The sequence below is a fragment of the Thermococcus peptonophilus genome (genome assembly GCF_001592435.1).
GTDB classification, from domain to species: domain Archaea; phylum Methanobacteriota_B; class Thermococci; order Thermococcales; family Thermococcaceae; genus Thermococcus; species Thermococcus peptonophilus.
Map to the genome: position 1 here is coordinate 484,004 of NZ_CP014750.1, position 20,198 is coordinate 504,201.

Genomic DNA, 20,198 nt, shown 5'->3' on the forward strand with positions numbered 1-20,198 from the left:
GTGTTGAGATGAGCGCGAGGGACGTTGTTAAGGAGGCGAATCCAGCCTTTTATAAGAGGTACTCCAGGCTAGAGGACAGCGACGAGTTCTGGGAGTTCCTGATAAGGCCGCTCAGGCAGAGCATCCGGGTGAACACTCTAAAGGCACCACTCGAAGTTATTGTTGAGAGGCTTAGGGAGGAGTTTGAGCTTGAGCCGATTCCGTGGGTTCGCGAGGGCTTCTTCATAAACGTGGACAACCTTGCGAAGGTTCCAGAGCACGGCCTCGGCCTCATCTTCGGCCAGGAGGCCAGTTCAATGATACCACCGGTTGTTCTCGACCCAAAGCCGGGAGAGCTTGTCCTGGACATGGCGGCGGCGCCGGGGTCAAAAACCGGGCAGATTGCCCAGTACATGCAGAACGAGGGGTGCATAATAGCAAACGACCCAAACAGGGACAGAGCAAACATCCTGATGGCGAACCTCAACAGGATGGGCGTCTTAATAGCCAGGGTGACGACGAGAGACGGAGGGAGCTTTGCCCGCTTTGAGAATACCTTCGACAAGGTTCTCCTCGATGCACCCTGCTCATCAGTTGGGATGATAAGGAAGAGCTGGCGCTTCCTTAGGGAGTGGCGTGAAAAAGCCGTGGTCAAGTACATGAACATCCAGAAGAGGCTCATTCTGGCAGGTTATAGGGCCTTAAAGCCCGGCGGAGTTATGGTGTACTCAACCTGCACGATAGACCCACTCGAAAACGAGGAGGTCGTGGATTATCTCCTCAGGAAGACGGACGCGAGGCTTGAGAGGATAGACCTTCCAGTCAAGACCAGCGAGCCGGTACTCGAATGGGAGGGAAAGGAGTACTCGGAGGAGCTGAAAAAGGCCCTCAGAATCCACCCTAACGACAACGACACCGAGGCGTTCTTCATAGCAAAGATAGTCAAGCCGGGTGATGGCGGTGAGTGAGGGAAGGGTGAACCCAAGGAATAATATAGGAAAGACAAGCGACGCGGAGCTCGTCAAGAGGCTCCTCATTGAAAACTACGGCTACGCTCCAGAGCTGATATACATAATCAGGGGCAACCACCAGAAGGTCTACGCGAGAAAGCCTTGTCCGCTCGACGTCGGAAGGAACGACGGCTGGCTCTACTTCGGGAGGATAGAGAGCGACGGGATAAGGCTGACCATCGAAGGGAGCTTTCTTGTCGGGCCAAAGGCAACGAAGAACGTCATAGAACTGGACGACGAACGGGCGAGAAGGTATTTGGCCGGCGAGAGTATCGAGGTCAATAAAAACCTCTACGGCTGGTTCATCCTGAAGTGGCGTTCCTACTACCTCGGTTCAGCGAAGGCTAAAGACGGAAGGCTCCTAAACTACGTTCCGAAGGAGAGGAGGCTGAGAATGGAGTAACGGTTTTGTTCCTCGAAACCTTAAAATAACTTTAGGGAGACCTAAGGGGTGGGGTGAGAGAAATGGTGCCGCTGAAGAGGATAGACAAGATCCGCTGGGAGATACCAAAGTTCGACAAGAGAATGAGAGTACCGGGAAGGGTCTACGCTGATGACCAGCTCATCGAAAAGATGAGGCAGGACAGGACGCTTGAGCAGGCAGCGAACGTCGCCATGCTCCCGGGCATCTACAAGTACTCCATCGTAATGCCGGACGGACACCAGGGCTACGGCTTCCCAATTGGTGGAGTGGCCGCCTTTGACGCAAAGGAGGGCGTAATAAGCCCCGGAGGTGTGGGATACGACATTAACTGCCTTGCTCCTGGCACCAAAGTCCTCACGGAGCACGGATACTGGCTGAACGTTGAGGAGATGCCCCAGAAGTTCAAGCTCCAGGGACTCAGAGTATACAATACTGAGGAAGGGCACAACGACTTCTCAAGGGTCGCCTTCGTGGCCGAGAGGGAAGTTGAAGAGGGCGAGAAGGCCGTCAGGATAGTTACCGAGGGCGGAACAGTTGTGGAGGGAAGTGAGGATCACCCAGTTCTAACCCCAGAAGGCTACATATACCTTAAGAACGTCCAAGAGGGAGATTATGTTCTGGTATACCCCTTCGATGGCGTCCCCTACGAGGAGAGGAGGGGTATTCTGCTCGATGAAAGCGCCTTCGAAGACGAAGACCCGCAGGTAATAAAGTTCCTCCGCGAGAAGAACCTCATTCCTCTCCGCTGGGACGACCCGAAGATTGGAACCATTGCGAGGATACTTGGCTTTGCCCTGGGAGACGGACACCTCGGCGAGATGAGCGGAAGGCTTACCCTCAGCTTCTATGGAAAGGAGGAAACGCTGAGGGAACTCAAGAAAGACCTTGAAGGGCTCGGCATCAGCGCCACCCTCTACGTCCGCGAGAGGGACTATGAGATAGAGACCGTGAGCGGACGCTACAGTGGCAAGAGCCTCTCGGCAGAACTAAGGGTGGCATCCAGAAGCTTTGCCCTCCTGCTTGAGAAGCTCGGAATGCCGCGTGGAGACAAGACGAATAAGAGCTACCGCGTCCCTGAGTGGATAATGGAAGCCCCGCTCTGGGTGAAGAGGAACTTCCTGGCTGGGCTATTCGCCGCTGACGGGAGCATTGTGGAGTTCAAAGGAGTGACACCACTCCCGATAAACCTGACACAGTCCAGAGAGGAAGAGTTCGAAAAGAGCCTGCTGGAGTTCATGAACGACGTGGCCAGGCTCCTCGAAGAGTTTGGAATCAAGAGCACCGTTTACAAGGTAAAGTCGAAGAAGGGCGTTACCTACCGCCTGGCCCTCGTCGGGGAAGAAAGCATCAGGAACTTCCTGGGCAAGATCAACTACGAGTACGACCTCGAGAAGAAGGAGAAAGGTCTGATAGCTTACGCCTACCTCAAGTTCAAGGAGCGCGTGAAAGAAGAGAGAAAGCGAGCGATGGACACCATCAAGCGGGTCTATGCGGAGACGGGAAGCGTGGAGCTTGCATATCTCAAGGTTAAGGATACCGTGAACAGGCGCTTCGTTGAGAGGACGATATACGAAGGAGATAGAGAGCCGAGGGTTCCAAAGGACTTTCCAACCTTCGAGGAGTTCGCCAGGGAGAAAGGCTACGAAGGGGGTTTCGTCGCTGAAAAGGTCGTTAGAGTTGAGCGCGTTACACCTGAATACGACAGGTTCTATGACATCGGCGTCTACCACGAGGCCCACAACTTCATAGCAAACGGCGTCGTTGTCCACAACTGCGGCGTCAGGCTCATCAGAACCAACCTTACCAAAGACGATGTAAGACCGAAGATCAAAGAGCTCGTTGACACCCTCTTCAAGAACGTTCCGAGCGGACTTGGAAGCAAGGGCCGTGTGAGGCTCCACTGGACCCAGCTCGACGATGTCCTCGCCGACGGCGCCAAGTGGGCGGTTGAGAACGGCTACGGCTGGGAGAGAGATTTAGAGCACCTCGAAGAGGGTGGAAGGATGGATGGGGCAGATCCCGATGCCGTCAGCCAGAAGGCGAAGCAGAGGGGTGCACCACAGCTCGGTTCCCTTGGCTCTGGAAACCACTTCCTCGAGGTTCAGTACGTTGACAAGGTGTACGATGAGAGGATAGCAAAGGCATACGGCCTCTTCGAGGGGCAGGTCGTCGTGATGGTGCACACGGGAAGCAGGGGACTTGGCCACCAGGTTGCGAGCGACTACCTGAGAGTCATGGAGAGGGCTAACAGGAAGTATGGAATCCCGTGGCCGGACAGGGAGCTGGTGAGCGTTCCCTTCCAGAGCGAAGAGGGGCAGAGGTATTTCAGCGCGATGAAGGCCGCCGCCAACTTCGCCTGGGCAAACAGGCAGATGATAACCCACTGGGTCAGGGAGAGCTTTGAGGAAGTCTTCAAGAGGAAAGCGGAAGACATGGAGATGGAGATCGTCTATGATGTCGCCCACAACATAGCAAAGCTTGAGGAGCATGAAGTTGACGGGAGAAAAGTAAAGGTCGTCGTTCACAGGAAGGGCGCAACGAGAGCATTCCCATCTGGCCACCCGGACGTTCCTAAAGCCTACCGCGCCGTCGGTCAGCCTGTCCTAATCCCAGGCTCAATGGGTACCGCAAGCTACGTCCTCGCTGGAGCGGAAGGTTCAATGAAGGAGACCTTTGGAAGTACATGCCACGGAGCAGGAAGGCTGTTAAGCAGGAAGGCCGCAACCAGGCAGTACCGCGGCGACAGGCTCAGGAACGAGCTCCTCCAGAAGGGTATCTACGTGAGAGCCGCCTCCCTCCGCGTCGTTGCAGAGGAAGCTCCTGGTGCCTACAAGAGCGTGGACAACGTTGTCCAGGTCGTCCACGAGGCAGGAATAGCAAACCTCGTGGCGAGAATGAGGCCGATGGGAGTGGCCAAGGGATGATTTCACTTTTCTACTCTTCTGCTCTTTCACATCTCTCTCCATCAAAACAAGAAAAAATCAGTTCAGATCGCTTGTAAGGAATCTGGCATAGGCTAGGGCAAAGGGTAGGAGAAGCATTACAAGCAGAGCGGCAAGGTTGTTGAAGCCGTATGTGAAGGAGTCACTCAGTGGGATGTAATAGTTAAAGAACCTGTCGCCGGCAAAGATATAGCTGACGAGCTGTACGTAGTGGTGAGCGGGGTTTATGGAGTGAAGCCTGTTCATCCAGACGCGGAGGTCATCGGCCCATATTTGATAGGCACTTGTGCCTATTGGCGGCTCAGGGCCAACGAGCTTTGGAGCGACTATGCCGACCACTATGCCGTAGAACACCGTCAGAAATATCGCAAGCCCAACTCCGGCGAGCATTGAGGTCTCCGGCTTCTTCGAGAGCGTTGAGAGGAGGATTCCAAAGGATAAGAAGACCAGTGTGTAGAGCATTGTCACCAGAATCGCCAAGAAGCCCCTAAAAAGTGATTCACCGTCAAGAGGGATTCCGAGGAGGAGCATTGCAGCCACCATGATGAGGTAGGAGACTAAGTACGTCACGGCTATCAGCAAACCCATGCCGAGGAACTTGCCGTTTATGATCTCATCGCGGTAAACTGGGTGTCCGAGCAGTACCCTCACTGTACCACTTTCCACTTCCCTGTTTATCGCGTCCGCTCCGAGTGCTGCACCTAGAACAGCCCCAAGAACTGTTATTATCATCATGTTGACCGTGAAAAGTATTGCGAGGGGTGTGGTATAGATTTCAGCACTGACCCCCCAGAGGCTAAGCTCATTGGATTCAACGCTTGGAACACCCATCTGCACGAGGTAGTCCTTGATGGCATAGACTGCCAGTCCGAAAATAATGAAGTAAAGACCAAAGATAACCACAAACCTCTTGCTCTTCACCGAGACGTAGAGTTCCTTAAGCGCCAGATTCCATACAGGGTTCATCTCCTGCCTACCCTCCTCATAAGCCATATTACCACGCCGAACGCCGCCATCAGGAGGAGGACGCCGAGCCAGGTGCTGCCTGCACCTTGAGTAACTCTGACAGTCACCACGGTCTCTGCCTTTGCCTGATCACCCGCGGCCGTTACGGTTATGGTGTACGTCCCGGCGGGAGCTGATTTTGGAACGCGGATTCTGAGTTCAGCCTGGGCTGGCCCTGTGGACCAGTAAACACCGTCTTTGTCTTCCATCCCAACGCGGGGAATCGTCGAGGGGACAACTTCAACGTCCCAGCCGCTCGGAGCCTGTACAGTGAACTTAACGTTGGTAACTGTTCCCATCGCATCCAGCCAGAGTGTAGTGGCGGTGCTTCCACCCGCCCTAACCGTTAGGGTTGGGTTGTCTACGTTTACTCGGAGGGATGCAGGATTCTCAATATGGATTTTAAGGGGGAGTTCCACCTTGGACTTCGAGCCTGAAACGACCACCGTGGCGTTGAAGTCTCCCGACTCCGCGTTGAATGGCGGAATGATAACCAGATAGGCGCTTCCGCTTTCTCCGCTCGGGACTTTAATGCTCGCTATCGGAACGGCACCCTTAGAATCCTGGCTGAGGATGTAGCTCCAGCCCTCTGGAAGCCCTTCAACTGCGACCCTGTAATCGTCGTCCCTGGAGCCAAGATTCTCAACTGTTATTGCAACGCTCTCTCCGCTTCCGGATGTTATGGTCAGGGCATCCCTCTCCAGGGACACCCTAAAATAGTACTCCGCGCGCCTGAGCTTTATTGTCAGGGTCCTCTCTTCCCCATCGGAGAGCCTAACGTCCTCCTTGACTTGGGAACAGCCCTCAGCACCGGCCAGCACGGTGTATTCCCCGGGCTTAAGCTCGAAGGTTGCGGACCCTGCAGGGGAGACTGTAACGTTCTCACCGCCGACCGAAACCCAGCCTTGAATTGGGTTTCCGCTCTCATCAGTGAGGATTACAGTGAGCTTCGCAGGCTCTCCGAGGTACGTCTTGTACACGTAAACGTTCAGAGCATAGCTCTGCCCGTTAACCTCGAACTCTATCCTGTGGTCTCCAAGGGTCGCGTTTCTCGGTATCTCCACCACAAGCTCCGCGGTGAAGCTCCCATCAATCTCGAAGCTCCTCAGCCTGTACTTACCGTCAGTTAGATACACACTCCATCCCTGCGGAATGCTTTCAGGTGTGAACTCAACCCTTCCCGCCCCTTTGAATGCGACAGGCACGCTCAGGCTGGTTCCCGCTTCCGCCTCCAAGCTTAGGTAGGGAATTGAAACTTCGATTCCAGCACTCTCAACTTCCAGGCTACCTGTGAAGTCCCCGACGGCGAACTTCACCACGCCGCTTCCAGTCGGCTCAATGTGAAGGGTCAAGCTGACCGTTCCCTTCGGTGGAACCGATATTTCACCTACTTCAATGCCCCCGTAGATGAAGCTCGCCTTCCAGCCAGAGGGCAGGGAGAGGATTCCGAGCTTCAGGTTCAGCTCAACGTCGCTGGAGCTTGTAATTGTGATCGGCAAGTCGACAGGTCCAGAGGCTCTGACCTCGCGATATGGATAGAAGACCGCGTAGTCCGGGTTCACGATCTCCGAGGCAGGCTCAGCAACGTAAACCCTGATCGCCTTTCTATCGTATTCGAGTGCCACTAGATCAACCACGGCGCTTCTGTTGACTTCAAGCGTTTTGACAACTCCGTTTACTGAAACATCAACGGTTTCAGCGCCAACTGTGGTAACTTCGACCGTTGTGCCGTTGAACGAGACTCTCTCCCCCACCTTCGGTTTAAGGGAAGCGACTAACTTTGGCTTAACGGAGACCACCACAAAACCTCCCTGTGGGGTGTAGCTTCCCATAACCACTCGGATGCCATCGCGCTCTATTTCGTGACCGAAGTCAAAGGGCACGAGTTCAAGAATTTCAGTTCCTTTCTTCAGCATGAGATACGGGGTCCCCACCGCTGATTTAAGCACCGTGACAGTGTAGTCGCCCACGGCTATCCCGTGTTCTGGGGTAATGCGCCCTTCAAAGACGGTCACATATGGCTGGGCACTGGCCAGGGGCAAAAGGAGGAGCACGGACAGCAAAAGGAGAAAGGCTTTCCTCACTCTTCATCCCTCCCGTAGATCGTTTTCATGAAAACGTCCTCAAGGCTGGGCTCCTCAACTTCAAGGCTTAGGATGGTGACTCCCCTCGAGGTGAGGTACTGGGAGAGCCACTCCCTTATGTCCGAGCGGGCGAAAATGATGAGTCTGTTTGGGGCAAGACGCTCAACCCTGGTGATTGCCTCATGCCGAACATCTGGTATCGGCTCCTTAGTTTCCACCTTTATCTCGTAGCCCTCGAGCTCCATGAACTGGCGCTTTATTTCTCCTATCGGGCCAACTGCTTTGAGTCTTCCGCGAACGATTATGCCGACGCGGTCGCTCAGCTCCTCGACCTCGCTGAGAATGTGACTTGAGAAGAAGACAGTCTTTCCATCAGCTCTTGCTTCCCTGATTATTTCCTTAACCAAATGTGCCCCCTCTGGGTCGAGTCCGCTCGTCGGCTCGTCGAGTATCAACAGCTCCGGATCGTTGATGAGAGCCTGGGCCAGGAGGAGGCGCTGCTTCATGCCCTTTGAGAATGTCTTGGCCTTCCGGTAGCGGACATCCCAGAGGCCAACCCGTTTGAGGAGCTCTGTTATTCGCTTTTCCTTCTCAGAGCTTCCCAGTCTGTAGAAGTTGGCGAAGAACTCCAGGTTCTTCCACGCGGTAAGTTCACCGTAGATCGTTGCGTTTTCAGGGAGGTAACCAATGCGCTCCTTGATTTTTATGGGCGCTCTCGACATGTCCATTCCGAGTATCTCTATCCTTCCACCGTCAGGGATGATGATTCCGAGCATGCTGAGTATTGTAGTAGTTTTTCCAGCCCCGTTTGGCCCCAGAAATCCAAAAATTTCGCCCTCTTTAACTTCGAATGTGAGTCCGTCCACAGCCTTGAACCTGCCATATGATTTTGTGAGGTTCTCAACCAATATGGCCTGCGAGGACATGCCAACACCCCAATTGATAGTAAAAATTTTGCCGCTCCCAAGTGTAGCTAAGGGTCAGGGTTTTAAACTTTGCTCCCCAACTCGTAGGGGGATTGGGATGAAGGGGTTAACCCACGTTGATGAAAAGGGTGTTAAGATGGTGGAAGTCGGGCACAAGGACGTTGTTTTCAGAAAGGCCGTCGCCAAAGGCAGGATAAAGCTGAAGCCCGAGACGATAGAGCTGATAAAAGCCGGAAAGACCAAGAAGGGCAACGTTATAGCAACTGCCCAGATAGCGGGCATCCTTGCCGTGAAAAAGACCCCCGAGCTGATCCCGCTCTGCCACCCGATACCGCTCACCGGTGTTGACATAACCTTTGAGTTTGGAGAGGACTACATCGAGGCCACCTGCGAGGTCAGGGCATACTACAAGACAGGAGTCGAGATGGAGGCCCTCACGGGCGTCAGCGTCGCCCTCCTGACGATATGGGACATGGTAAAGGCTGTCGAAAAAGATGAGCACGGACAGTATCCCTTCACAAGGATAGAGGGTATCCACGTAGTGGAGAAGGTAAAGGAAACGACTGGGTAATAGCCGTATCTGCTTAGAAAGGACTATAAGTGATCCCACAAAGATCTTCAAGGTGAGGCGAATGTACCAGGTTAAAAAGAGCCGTGCAGGCTACATCTTCGATAAGCCGAGAGAAAGAATCGCCTTCATGTTCCTGACAGATGGAACATACTTCATGTACCACGATGAGAAAGTTCTCTGCTATTCAACGAAGCCAGTTGAAGTATCGAGAGAAGAGCTTGAGGAGTTCGAAAAGAGTGGAGAACCGCCAGAGCTCATCAAGAGGGTGAAGGCCGGGAAATATCCTGAAAACTGCGTCGTCAAAGAACTGCCTCCCATCGATGATGACCTCGCCCCACTGGACCCAAACAGGAAGTGCGTGATACTCTTTACAGGATTCCAGGATACAGTAATAGACTACGTGGAATGCAACGGTGAAACTTTAGCGGTTGCGAGGCTAATAGGCGAACCCGAGAAGATCTGCCGCTTCGCAGGAAAGAGCAACTACAAGGTGGCTGCGGTCAAGCTGAAAAGAAACGAGCCGTGCCTCACCAGGGAGGAATTCCTGAAAAAGGTAGAAGAATGCAGAAAGTGATCAGATGTTGCCGATTCGCTGGAGAACCATCCCCTCTATTCTTATCGGTTCGGTCCTTCTGGCGAGGACTATCGCCTGGTCAAGCCTCGCCTCGTGCTCGGCGTGTATCGTGAAGAGCGGGTCGCCCTCTTTGACCTTCTCCCCGACCTTGACGTAGAGCTCGATTCCAGCTCCCTTGTCCTCCGGCGCTCCAGCGGCCCTAGCTATGGCAGTTATCGCCCTGTTGTCTATGGCGGTGACGTAACCGCTCGTGGCGGCGGTGAAGGTATATGTCTTGTCGCCGATGGGTATCTCCTCGGGCTTGATGTTCGAGTCTCCACCCTGAGCCTCGATGATCTCCTTCATCTTTTCCCAGGCCTTGCCGCTCTCAAGGATTTCTTTGGCCATCTTCTTGCCGGTTCCGGCCGGTGCAACGCCGCCCATCTCAAGGAGTATTCCAGCCAACCCGGTGGCCTTTTCTATGAGGCTTCCAGGCCCTCTGCCCGTCATGAGAGCTGAAAGGGCTTCCCTGGCTTCGAGTGCCGGGCCAACGGTGTGGCCTATCGGCTGACCGCCGTAGGTTATTGCAACCTCGACGTACTGACCGAGCCTCTTTCCAAGCTCTATGAAGTCTCTGGCAAGACTCCTTGCCTCCTCAACAGTCTCCACTTTGACACCCTTTCCAGTTGGGATGTCGATGAGAACGTACTGGCTACCCATAGCGTACTTCTTTGACATTATGCTAGCCAGCATCAGCCCGGTTGGGTCGATGCTCAGTGCACGCTCGGCCTTGATCGTTATATCGTCAGCGGGAGCAAGGTTGAGCGCACCGCCCCAAACCAGACATGCCCCCACCTTCTCGACGATGCGTTTTATTTCGTCGAGGGAGAAGCTGACGTTTGCGAAGACCTCAACCACGTCTGCCGTTCCGGCGGCGCTGGTGATAGCTCTTGAGCTGGTCTTGGGTATCGTAAGACCGGCCGCGGCCACTATTGGAACAACGAGAATGTTGGTCTTGTTTCCTGGAACGCCGCCGATGCTGTGGACGTCCATTATCGGCTTCCTGTCAATGTCGAGCATGTCTCCTGTCTCTGCCATCGCTATGGTTAGGGCCGCTATCTCGTCCATGTCAAGGCCATTTATCTCAAGGGCCGTCACGAAGGAGCTTATCTCGATGTCCCTGAGCTTTCTGTCAACGATATCTCTAACAATGGACTCAATCTCGACCTTTCTCAGCTTCTCGCCGCGCATCTTCTTCTTGATGTAGCGGACGCTCTCGGGGGTTCCGGCTGGAATGACGCTAACGGTTTCGCCCTCCGAGAAGTTGTGGAGATCGAGGATGTCCCTGCTTATGCCGACCTCACCTTTCTCGACAAGGTTGCTGAGGGCAACACTGCCGTAGACTGCTTTTTTGCCTGCCTCTATCTTAACGAGGTCATCCGGATGGAGCTTAGCCTCTTTGGCATCTTCCTCATTTATTAGAACCGTGTACCTCCCGCTGAACATATCGAGTATGCGGATCTTAGCTTTCACTCTACCACCTCCTGGGATTGATATGTTAAAGAAAAACAGTTCTTAAGATTTTTGAATATTCTCATGAAAAAATTCAATCAAAAAACGCGAAGGTGGGGCTTGTTTCTGTATATCAGCTGATCGTCGTCTCGCCGTACCGCCCACCTGAATTGGCAGGCAGTTCCTTAATGAGGTTTTCTCCAAGAAGAACGCGATAGAGGTCGCTGGCAATTTCTCGGATAGGTTCTGGGACAACTCCCTGACCCTGCAAGTAATACTCAACAACCCTCTCGAGTGGGGCGCTCCAGAGCTTTCCGTCGAACAGATATACCATTCCATTTTTGACCTCAACAAGCTTGTTTTTGTATCCCAACTTGGCCGCCATGGCGCCCCACCCAATCAAGATATCCAGAAGAGGATTTTAAAGTTTAACGCCACAGAAATGTTTAATAACATGAGGGGAAGAAAAGTTCAAAGGTTCCTGACTTCCTCGTCTATCGATTCTTCAAGGGCCTTCTCCCAGTCGTCGACGTCGAACTGCTCAAGCTCGCCCTCCAGCTCCTCCTTAAGGTTGAGGACACGACGTTTGAGTGCGGTTTTTGTCTCCTCGTCGTAGACGACGTAGTATGGGTTGTTCTTAGCGGATAGGTAGAGCATTGTAAGGACTATCACTAGGATGAGCAGGATGACCAGTAGTGCGTACAGTACTACTCCTGCCATCACCTCTTCCCCCCGAATATTGCCTTGAAGACTCTCTTTATCGGGCTCTCCGGCTCGGGTGGCTGCCACTTGATTCCGGCAAGCTTCGCGGCCAGCTGCTTGATTGCTATTGCTGCGGGACTGGTGGGGTTCTTGATGACAAGCGGGACACCGTAAGCGCTTGCACGCTTGACCTCAGGGTCCTCGGGGATCATGGCCAGGACGGGAACCTCAAGAATGGCCTCAATCTCATCCCTGGTCAGCTCGGTCTTTTCGTTGGTGACCCTGTTGAGAATGACACCGAGCGGGAGCGTTCCGAGCTTCTCCGCTATGAGCTTTGTTTTCAGGGAGTCAGTGATAGCTGAAATCTCCGGATTTGTAACAACTATAAGCTCCTTTCCAATGAGGAGCGCTGTAACGGATGTCATTTCAAGACCCGCTGGAGCGTCAATGAGAATGAAGTCCGCGAGCTGGCTTATCTCCCTCATAAGCTCCCTAAGCCTCTCGGGCTTGGCCTTCTTGACCTTCTCCAGGCTGAGTCCACCGGGAATAACCTTAACTCCTGCCGGTCCTTCATATATCGCATCTTTGAGATCAGCTTCCCTGGCAAGAACGTCGTGCAGTGTTACGGGTATGTCCTCCATTCCGAGGACGAGGCTCAGGTTTGCCATAGTCAGGTCAGCGTCCAGCAGAATCACTTCCTTGCCGAACTGTGCCAGAGCCACACCAAGGTTGGCGACAGTCGTGGTTTTACCCGTTCCACCCTTTCCAGAGGCAAAAACTATTGATCTGCCTTCCAAACTCAGCACCCCCGATCAAAACTATGGCATCTGAATTTGAGTATGCCTAACGCCACCTACATAAAAAGTCCTTTTAGCCTTTGTGGTGATATCCAAAAAAATAAAATGTGTCCAAGGACACATTTAATCACTCTGCAGATTTCTCGGCTTCAAGTTTCTTCTTTACTGCTCCACCCGCTTCAGCGAAGCTCTTGAAGAGCTTGAGCATCTCCATCGGGAGCGGAAGGACGATGACGTTGCTCTTGTCGCTGGCGACATCGCTGATGGTCTGAAGGGTTCTGAGCTGGAGGGCCATCGGGTGCTCGCTTATTATCTCGGCGGCCTCCCTCAGCTTCTCAGCGGCCTGCCTCTCTGCCTCTGCTAGGGTAATCCTCGCCCTCCTCTCACGCTCGGCCTCCGCCTGCTTGGCCATCGCCCTCTGCATACCAGCCGGGAGTTCGACGTCCTTTATCTCCACGGTGGTTACTTTTATTCCCCATGGGTCTGTGGCTTCGTCGATTATCTTCTGGAGCTCCCTGTTGAGCTTTTCTCTCTCGCTGAGGAGCTCGTCGAGGTGGGCCTGGCCGATAACGCTCCTCAGCGTGGTCTGGGCTATCTGGCTTGTAGCCACTATGTAGTTAGCGACCTGAGTAACCGCCTTGACCGGATCAACGACACGGAAGTAAACCACGGCGTTGACCTTAACTGGAACGTTGTCCTTCGTTATGGTTTCCTGAACTGGGACGTCAAGAACCCTCGTACGAAGGTCAACGATAACGGCCTTTTCGAATATCGGGATTATGAAGAACAGTCCTGGTCCCCTTGCTCCAACGACCCTACCAAGCCTGAAGATCACTGCTCTCTCGTACTCCTTCACTATCTTTATGGCACTTGCCAAGACCATCAAAACAAAAAGCAAAACTACGGCCAAAACTAAGGTGCTAACACCAACCATCGGATATCAAACCTCCTTCCTATCGGCTCTTTCAACTATGAGCGTCAACCCATCCATTCTAACGACCCTCACTTTCTCTCCGACCTTTATTGTGCTACCATCGGCAGATACGGCCTTCCACAGCTCACCGCGAACCTTAACGAGGCCTTCGGGGTCAAGATCCTCAACTACCTTGCCGACGGCACCGATCATCTCTTCCTGGCCAGTTTCTGGCTTTCTGCGGTGCGCCCTTATCACCGCGGCCATTCCGAAGAGGAAGAACAGTGCCAGCAAGACTCCTGTTACTATTATGATGATCCTTAAGCTGGAGAAAGTTTCGCTGTTAATGAGGTATATTCCCCCGCCCTTTCCAAACATTATCAGACCTCCCAGTATGAAGCTGACCAGCCCAGCTATAGTGAAGAGGCCAAACGTCGGGGTCAGAGCCTCCGCTATGAAGAATATCACGCCGAGTATCATGAGCACAAGTCCAGCAGCGTCGTAGCCGAAGTAGCCCATACCTATAACTCCAAGGACGAGCAGTATAGCCCCAAAAGTCTCTGGAACGTGCCAGCCGGGGGTGAGGAAACCGAAGACCAGCCCGAGCATCCCAACCGTTAGGAGAATATACGCTATCCCTGGATTTGCAAGGAACGTGACTATCTGGTAGCTCAGGGATGGGCTGAGCTTTTTCACTTCCACATTGGTAAAATTGAAGGTAACGTAGCCCTTTCCAGCCACTGGAACTTTAGTCCTCATCCCGTTGGCCTTGCTGAGCAGGTCGGGAAGGTCATTCGCGATGACCTCAATAACGTTGGCCTTCAGGGCCTCTTCTGGGGTGAGGCTGAGGTCTTCGAGGACGAACTTAACGGCCGCCGTCTCGTTCCTTCCGCTTGCCTCGGCAAGAGAGCGCATATAGGCGGCGTAGAAGTTTCGAATCTTGTTGGGTGCTCTTACTATGCTCCCGTTGGCGGAATAGCCCAAGATGGGCTCACAGGCGCCGATGCTCGTTCCGGGAGCCATCGCTATCAGGTGGGAGGCCATCGCTATGTAGGTACCAGCAGAAGCCGCTATGGCGCCTCTAGGATACACATAGATTATGACCGGCACGGTTGAGTTCTGGATTAACGAAACTATGTCCATCATTGCGTCTCCCTGGCCGCCGGGCGTGTTCAGTTCGATGATAAGCGCTTCCGCGCTGTTCTTTTCTGCAGTCCGGATGTAGCTCTCAAACTGGTCGGCCGTGTACTGCGTGATAGTGCCCTCGATAGTCCCAACGTAGACGATCTTCTTCTCTGCACTTACCGAAGGGAGCAGGATGAGAACAACTAGGAGTATTACTAAGACCATTGGCCGCTTCATAGGCTTCATCAATTAGTACTACAACTTCCAGGGTTTAAATCTTTTGCTTGAAATGTTGGGTAAGGCACGGAACGCCTATATACCGGTTCAACTTATCCTCAACTATGCTGAGGGAGCTCGTAAAAAAGTACAAGGTTGCCCGCGGAGAAAAGAAAAGAGAGGCCGCCTGGGCAATCGTAAGGGAGGCGGCACGCTTCTCAACGGTGGAACCATACTGGGAATTCATTCGCGGTGAATTCGGGGTAAATCCCAGCCACATCAAAGATGCCATGAGGTTCCTCGAAGAGATTGGGGAACTCGAGATAAAGCGCTCCGCAGACGGGAAGAGACTGTGGGTAATGACCCTAAGGGATATAAAGAGGAACCCAGTAAAGCTCGACCGATGGCTGTCGACATCAAAAAGACCGCCCACGAAATGATAAAGAACGGCACATGGAAGCTCGAAGGAAATACTTTCTACCAAGCTCTCCGACTAAAAAGCGACGTAGTCGGGATTGTGGCCTACAACGGGGACTTCCTCTTTCCCGAGACATGGGGCAGGAAGGAGAGAAAAGAGGCGAGGGAGAAGCTCTTCTTCATCCTTGGTCTCGACACTGACCTCGACTCCCTCTACTCCGAGATAAGCGATTCGCCGTTTTCTTTCCTTGCGGAGGAATTTAAAGGACTGACCCTCCCCGCCGCACCCTCACCCTATCAGGCCCTCGTTGAGGTGATAGCGCAGCAGCAGGTGAACTTCGAGTTCGCCCAGAGAACGATAAGAAACCTCGTGGAAATGGCCGGAGAAAAAGTTGGGGACATCTACGCCTTTCCTACAGCCGACCAGATAACATCCCTAACTCTCGATGAGCTTAAAAGGGCAAAGCTTGGCTACCGCGCAGGCTATATAAAACACGTCACTGAGCTCTACCTGAAGGGCGAGCTGAAGCTCGACCTGTGGGAGATGGACGAGAATGAGGCTATAAAGTATCTTACTGCCTTCCGCGGGATAGGAAAGTGGACTGCGGAGCTGTTCCTCGCCTATGGGCTGAGAAAGAACACCTACCCATCAGGAGACCTCGGGTTGAGGCGCGGAATAGCCAAGATATTCGGAAAGAGCGTGAAAGATGTTAAAGAGAAAGACGTCAGAGAGATCCTTGAGCCGTACGGCAAATGGAAGGGTTTACTGGCGTTTTACATCATCTGCTACGACAGGAAGACCGAGCTGGAGAGGAGAAGGAAATGAGCGAGATCGTTGTAGTTTTGCCCAAGGAGAAATTCAAAACCCTGAAAGGTCGGGATATAGAGGGATTTATCAGGGGAAACCTCCTGAAGGCCGAGGAAACCCTCAAAGCGGAGAGGGAAGAATATCTGCGTGAGAAGCTCAGAAAGCTCGAGGAGAAGCTCTCAGAGATAGAAGACCAACTGGATGAGCTGAGGGAGTTCTACGAAAAGGCAAAGGCCGACAAGGAGAAGTTCCTGGCAGTGAGAAACGAGCTGAGAGGGGAGAACGAGAAACTGAGAAAAGAGCTGGAGGAAAAGAAAGTTCACAAAACATGAACGAATCGTTCATGGGGGCGTGAACGATAATGAAGCTCATCATTAAACCCAAAAAAGGCCCTGGGAAGATAGAGGTCGAGCTTTCCGATAAAGTTTGGAGCGAGATAACGAGACTAAGCGAGCGCTACGGAGTTACTTCCGAGAGGGTTATCGAGATTGCCCTCACCGGTGAGTTCAGGAAGCCGGAAGGAGACCTCAAAGAGCTTGAGAAAAAAGTGAGGAAACTCGAAGAGAAAGTCTGGGAGCTGGAGAAGGAGTACGCACCGCTTCGCTTCAAGGCCTACGGGCTGAGCGAGGACAACAAAATTCTCGCCATTGAACTCACTGGCCTGATAGCTGAGAACAACCAGCTGAGGCGTTTTTTGAGGCTTCCGCCGAGAAGAGATCCTGAACTGAGAAAGCTTATATCCTATTACATGAGATGAACCTACGCGGATGATGACAGCGAATTGCACTGATGTTGATGACGAGGACTGGCCCTGACGCCGTCCCGGGCGGGCAGTGAAGAATCCAAGACGGGCTGAGCGGGAGCGATGACGTACCCTATGAGCGCCGAGCCCGTCCGGGACGTGATTCAAACAGCACCGACTTTTTCCAGAACCCTCGGCACTTCCACAGGTTCGAGGGCGGTCTCGACGATGTACCCCTTCCCCGCTATGATCCTTCCAACGAGCTCGTTCCTCGTGTAACCGTCTAGAGTTTTATCGCCGTAGAACATGAGCTCGGGCAGGAGCAGAACACCTAGATCCACCTCAGGAAGCTTGTCAACTTCTCTCAGCACGTCCCTGCCAGTCAAGAGACCAGCAGTTCCGATATTACCTCCAAAGAACTCGTTTTTGACAGCCACCACGGGAATCCTCGGGAAGAGCCTCCTCAGCTCCGGATATGCCAACTCTCCCGTGAAGATGTACACTGGAAGTTCCGGCTCGATTTCAAAGGGTTCAACATCAAGCCTGAACTCTCCAAGGAGCGCCTTGAATATGGGGGGAATGACGACCTTTATCTCAAGCTCCTCGTCCTTTTCGAGGGCCGTCTCCTTTACGAAGAGGAGCTCCTTCCTTGTGAGCGGCCTAACGTTTCGGTTGTACCTAGTGACACCGACTGGAAAGAGCCTGACCTCTGCAACACCCATTGAGTCAAGGTCTTCGATTATCTCTCCGATGTCGTCCACGTTGTACCCCGGAGTGAGGATTATGTCCGCTATGACCCTGAAGTGCTCACCGGCCATCGGCAGGAGGTCTATCAGGCGGGAAGCGAGCGGCGTCCTCATCAGGGCAATCCTCTTCTCCTTTTTCGTCGTGTGGACGGAGATTTGAATCTCATCCAGGCCAGCATTGTAGAGGCTCTCTATCCTCTTCTCGTCGAAGCCAACGTTTCCTGCAGTGTCGGTAATGCGCTTCCACAGCTCAGGGTAGTGCTCGCTGACGTAGGCTATTCTCTTCTCGAGTTCAGGATCGTTCAGAGTATCGTGGAACGAAACGCGGTATATCATATCTGGAGGGTTTTGGCGGAGGTAGCAGAAGAGGCAGTAGCTACCACACGGCCCGGCCTTACTCGAAGGGGGTATAACGACGAGATCTTCCCTCTCGTCAACTCCGTCAAGTTCGTACTTGGTTATCCTCCTGAGCCTGAAGTCTTCCGTAAACTCGAACATGGTCTAAGTGGTGGGGGTCTGGTTTAAAAAGTTTTGAGGATAAGAACGGATGGTGGTAGCATGATAATCGCCGTAACGGGAACGCCCGGAGTTGGTAAGACAACCATATCAAAGCTTCTGGCTGAAAAGCTTGGGTACGAATACGTTAACCTTAGGGACTATGCCCTTGAGAAGGGTATAGGCGAGATGAAGGGTGACGAGCTTGAGGTTGAGGTCGATGAGCTGGCCTATAACTTTGAGAAGGATTTCAAGGGCAAAAACGTCGTCGTGGATGGCCACCTGAGTCACTTCCTCAACGCGAACCTTGTGATAGTCCTAAGGGCGAACCCTAAGCTGATAGCCGAGAGGCTGAAGGAGAGGGACTACAGCAGGGAGAAGCTCGGGGAAAACGTTGAGGCTGAGCTTGTAGATGTAATCCTCGTCGAAGCACTTGAGGAAAACGAGAACGTTATCGAGGTGGACACGACTGGAAAAACGCCCGAAGAGGTCGTGGAAGAGATACTGGACCTCATGCAGAACGGAGTTAAGAGAAGGGTTGGTATAGTTGACTGGAGCGAGGTCTACGACGAAGTCATACCCTACCTTCGCCTTTGAGGCTTCTTCATCTTCTTTAGGCTTTGGCTGGCTCTATATAATGATCCACTTTTCATCCGCAAATTTTATAATTCTCTCTTTCCAAATATATAGACACTACTGGACTGGAGGTGAAATAAATGAAGTTAAAAGGACTCTTAGTTGCTGTCTTGATCATAGGTGTTCTTTTCTGGGTGCCCAATGTTGGAGCCAGCGGCTCTAATCTAAGCGGGTACACCATCTGCGTTGATGCTGGTCATGGTGGAAAAGACCCGGGAGCAGTCGGCTACGTTGTCGAGAAGGATGTCAACCTCGCCATAGCCCTCAAGGTCGCGCAGGTTCTTGAGATGGACGGGGCTAACGTCGTGCTGACGAGGGACGGGGACTATTTTGTCTCGCTTTCGGAGAGGGTTCAGATAGCAAACTCCGCCGGCTGCGACATCTTCATCAGCATCCACGCCAACTCCGGCCCGAGCTCGGCCACGGGCTTTGAGGTTTATCACTACTACACTTCGAGCAAGGGAACTGCCCTTGCCACCTACGTTGACGATGAAATCGCCAAGCTGATACCCCTGAAGAACAGGGGAGTAAAGAGCGCCGGTTACTACGTTATCAAATACACTAAAATGCCTGCAATTCTCATCGAGACCGGGTTCGTTACCAACTCCTATGATGCAAGCATAATAAGCGACGAGTCCTACCAGTGGAAGTACGCCTACGCTATTCTCCACGGCGTCCAGCGCTACTTCGGCGTTCCCGTCCATGATCCACTACCGACTGTTACGGGTGTCCGCTTTGCCGACCACGGAAGCTACTTCCGCGTTGTCCTCGATCTGAGCCAGTCCGCCAGCTACCACGTTTACTACACGTCCTACTCAAACGGCTACCACCTCGTTATACAGGTTGACAATGCCCAGCTCGCAGACCTTGGATGGCCAACCTACAACGGCTGGTACTACACTTACACCGGTTCCGGCACGGCACCGATCATCTACGCGACCCAGAGCGGCAACACGGTCTTCGTCGTGATCGAGCTGAACAGTCCGTACCTCCCGTATTACGACTTCACCTTATCGAACCCGGACAGAATAGTCGTTGATATCTATCCTTAAGGCCTCTACTTTCTTTTTCGTTTCTTCCGCTTTCTCTTCGGTATCAACCTCACGGGACTTCCGCAGTCGGGGCATATCCCTCCCGGCGGCATCTCCTCGAACTTTTTCCCACAGCCGATGCAGACGTAGTTCCAGCGGATGACCTTTTTTATCCCGCGCTTTAGGGTTCTGAACTCGATTCCCAGCGTTCTCGCTATGTTCTGGAGGTTGTAGTCGTCGGTGAGAAGGACTCCGTTCACCTCGTAGGCGAGCGCGAGGACTTCGATGTCGGCTTCACTCAACTCTCCAAGCTCGCCCGTCTTCTTTGCCGCATCCTTAACGGTTTCTATGCTCTCCCTCGACGGAAGAACCACTCTAACCTTGCCCGCGCTGATGAGACCCTCAAGAAAGAGCCTCGACTCTGGGTCTTTGACCTCTTCAACGACACCTGGAGTGGTCAAGCCTTCAACATCTGCGCCCTGGATGAAGAAGGCAGAGTCTATGACCGCTTTTTTCCTCCCTTCCTTTTCATAATCCATGAGGAAACCTTGGAGAAAGGCTTTT

At 53.0% G+C, this 20,198-nt stretch carries 22 protein-coding genes; 11 read left to right on the forward strand and 11 right to left on the reverse strand.

Going from position 1 to position 20,198, the window contains the following annotated elements:
* Positions 1–8: 8 nt before the first annotated feature.
* From A0127_RS02510 to A0127_RS02520, 3 genes are all read left to right on the forward strand, one after another.
* Positions 9–947: a tRNA (cytosine(49)-C(5))-methyltransferase gene (locus A0127_RS02510; RefSeq protein ID WP_062387560.1), complete on the forward strand. Its 939-nt coding sequence runs from the start codon at positions 9–11 to the stop codon at positions 945–947.
* Positions 934–1,392, forward strand: coding sequence for a methyltransferase RsmF C-terminal domain-like protein (locus A0127_RS02515; RefSeq protein WP_394347092.1), 459 nt, complete (start codon positions 934–936; stop codon positions 1,390–1,392). The genes A0127_RS02510 and A0127_RS02515 overlap by 14 nt, the downstream gene beginning before the upstream one ends.
* A gap of 62 nt (positions 1,393–1,454) precedes the next feature.
* Positions 1,455–4,337, forward strand: a complete 2,883-nt coding sequence (locus A0127_RS02520) for an intein-containing RctB family protein (RefSeq protein ID WP_062387567.1) — start codon at positions 1,455–1,457, stop codon at positions 4,335–4,337.
* Positions 4,338–4,394: 57 nt separating this feature from the next.
* On the opposite strand, the gene A0127_RS02525 is transcribed toward A0127_RS02520, so the two are convergent.
* The 3 genes from A0127_RS02525 to A0127_RS02535 are packed head-to-tail and all read right to left on the reverse strand — an operon-like array spanning position 4,395 to position 8,370.
* Positions 4,395–5,348: an ABC transporter permease gene (locus A0127_RS02525; RefSeq protein WP_231855790.1), complete on the reverse strand. Its 954-nt coding sequence runs from the start codon at positions 5,346–5,348 to the stop codon at positions 4,395–4,397.
* Entirely contained in the window at positions 5,318–7,444 is a 2,127-nt protein-coding gene (locus A0127_RS02530) for a COG1470 family protein (RefSeq protein WP_062387570.1), read from the reverse strand. Before A0127_RS02530 ends, A0127_RS02525 begins: the two co-directional genes overlap by 31 nt.
* Positions 7,441–8,370: an ABC transporter ATP-binding protein gene (locus A0127_RS02535; protein ID WP_062387572.1), complete on the reverse strand. Its 930-nt coding sequence runs from the start codon at positions 8,368–8,370 to the stop codon at positions 7,441–7,443. Before A0127_RS02535 ends, A0127_RS02530 begins: the two co-directional genes overlap by 4 nt.
* A gap of 97 nt (positions 8,371–8,467) precedes the next feature.
* Between A0127_RS02535 and moaC the strand changes: the two genes are divergently transcribed.
* Together moaC and A0127_RS02545 are read left to right on the forward strand one after the other, a co-directional pair.
* Positions 8,468–8,941 (forward strand): cyclic pyranopterin monophosphate synthase MoaC, encoded by a 474-nt coding sequence (moaC, locus tag A0127_RS02540; RefSeq protein WP_062387575.1) that lies wholly within the window; start codon positions 8,468–8,470, stop codon positions 8,939–8,941.
* Between the two features lie 61 nt (positions 8,942–9,002).
* Positions 9,003–9,515: a hypothetical protein gene (locus A0127_RS02545; RefSeq protein WP_062387578.1), complete on the forward strand. Its 513-nt coding sequence runs from the start codon at positions 9,003–9,005 to the stop codon at positions 9,513–9,515.
* Here the strand turns inward: A0127_RS02545 and A0127_RS02550 are convergent, their stop codons facing one another.
* The 6 genes from A0127_RS02550 to A0127_RS02575 all read right to left on the reverse strand — a co-directional run bounded on the left by A0127_RS02550 (position 9,516) and on the right by A0127_RS02575 (position 14,789).
* Positions 9,516–11,027 carry an AMP phosphorylase gene (locus A0127_RS02550; RefSeq protein ID WP_062387581.1) on the reverse strand — a complete coding sequence of 504 codons (1,512 nt, stop codon included), beginning with the start codon at positions 11,025–11,027 and terminating at the stop codon, positions 9,516–9,518.
* A gap of 112 nt (positions 11,028–11,139) precedes the next feature.
* Complete coding sequence (locus tag A0127_RS02555; RefSeq protein ID WP_062387585.1) at positions 11,140–11,391, reverse strand: hypothetical protein; 252 nt, start codon at positions 11,389–11,391, stop codon at positions 11,140–11,142.
* An 86-nt stretch (positions 11,392–11,477) separates the two neighbouring features.
* Positions 11,478–11,726, reverse strand: coding sequence for a hypothetical protein (locus A0127_RS02560; RefSeq protein ID WP_197463594.1), 249 nt, complete (start codon positions 11,724–11,726; stop codon positions 11,478–11,480).
* Complete coding sequence (minD, locus tag A0127_RS02565; protein WP_062387591.1) at positions 11,726–12,505, reverse strand: cell division ATPase MinD; 780 nt, start codon at positions 12,503–12,505, stop codon at positions 11,726–11,728. The genes A0127_RS02560 and minD overlap by 1 nt, the downstream gene beginning before the upstream one ends.
* Positions 12,506–12,632: 127 nt before the next feature.
* Positions 12,633–13,439, reverse strand: a complete 807-nt coding sequence (locus tag A0127_RS02570; protein WP_062387595.1) for a slipin family protein — start codon at positions 13,437–13,439, stop codon at positions 12,633–12,635.
* 6 nt (positions 13,440–13,445) lie between these two features.
* Complete coding sequence (locus A0127_RS02575) at positions 13,446–14,789, reverse strand: NfeD family protein (RefSeq protein WP_062387598.1); 1,344 nt, start codon at positions 14,787–14,789, stop codon at positions 13,446–13,448.
* A 95-nt stretch (positions 14,790–14,884) separates the two neighbouring features.
* Between A0127_RS02575 and A0127_RS02580 the strand changes: the two genes are divergently transcribed.
* From A0127_RS02580 to A0127_RS02595, 4 genes are read left to right on the forward strand one after another with little or no spacing between them, the layout of a single operon-like run.
* Positions 14,885–15,199: a hypothetical protein gene (locus A0127_RS02580; RefSeq protein WP_062387601.1), complete on the forward strand. Its 315-nt coding sequence runs from the start codon at positions 14,885–14,887 to the stop codon at positions 15,197–15,199.
* Positions 15,163–16,002 (forward strand): DNA-3-methyladenine glycosylase family protein, encoded by an 840-nt coding sequence (locus A0127_RS02585; RefSeq protein WP_062387604.1) that lies wholly within the window; start codon positions 15,163–15,165, stop codon positions 16,000–16,002. Before A0127_RS02580 ends, A0127_RS02585 begins: the two co-directional genes overlap by 37 nt.
* Positions 15,999–16,316, forward strand: coding sequence for a hypothetical protein (locus A0127_RS02590; protein WP_062387607.1), 318 nt, complete (start codon positions 15,999–16,001; stop codon positions 16,314–16,316). Before A0127_RS02585 ends, A0127_RS02590 begins: the two co-directional genes overlap by 4 nt.
* A 29-nt stretch (positions 16,317–16,345) precedes the next feature.
* On the forward strand, positions 16,346–16,741 hold the full coding sequence (locus tag A0127_RS02595; protein WP_062387610.1) for a hypothetical protein: 396 nt from the start codon (positions 16,346–16,348) through the stop codon (positions 16,739–16,741).
* Between the two features lie 149 nt (positions 16,742–16,890).
* Here A0127_RS02595 and A0127_RS02600 read toward each other — a convergent pair whose 3' ends face one another.
* Positions 16,891–17,970, reverse strand: a complete 1,080-nt coding sequence (locus A0127_RS02600) for a DUF512 domain-containing protein (protein ID WP_062387613.1) — start codon at positions 17,968–17,970, stop codon at positions 16,891–16,893.
* Between the two features lie 60 nt (positions 17,971–18,030).
* Between A0127_RS02600 and A0127_RS02605 the strand changes: the two genes are divergently transcribed.
* Both A0127_RS02605 and A0127_RS02610 read left to right on the forward strand, forming a co-directional pair.
* Positions 18,031–18,564 carry an adenylate kinase family protein gene (locus tag A0127_RS02605; RefSeq protein ID WP_054841618.1) on the forward strand — a complete coding sequence of 178 codons (534 nt, stop codon included), beginning with the start codon at positions 18,031–18,033 and terminating at the stop codon, positions 18,562–18,564.
* A 119-nt stretch (positions 18,565–18,683) separates the two neighbouring features.
* Positions 18,684–19,655, forward strand: a complete 972-nt coding sequence (locus A0127_RS02610; protein WP_062387616.1) for an N-acetylmuramoyl-L-alanine amidase — start codon at positions 18,684–18,686, stop codon at positions 19,653–19,655.
* A 5-nt stretch (positions 19,656–19,660) separates the two neighbouring features.
* On the opposite strand, the gene A0127_RS02615 is transcribed toward A0127_RS02610, so the two are convergent.
* Positions 19,661–20,173: a type II toxin-antitoxin system VapC family toxin gene (locus tag A0127_RS02615; protein WP_062387618.1), complete on the reverse strand. Its 513-nt coding sequence runs from the start codon at positions 20,171–20,173 to the stop codon at positions 19,661–19,663.
* Between the last annotated feature and the right edge of the window lie 25 nt (positions 20,174–20,198).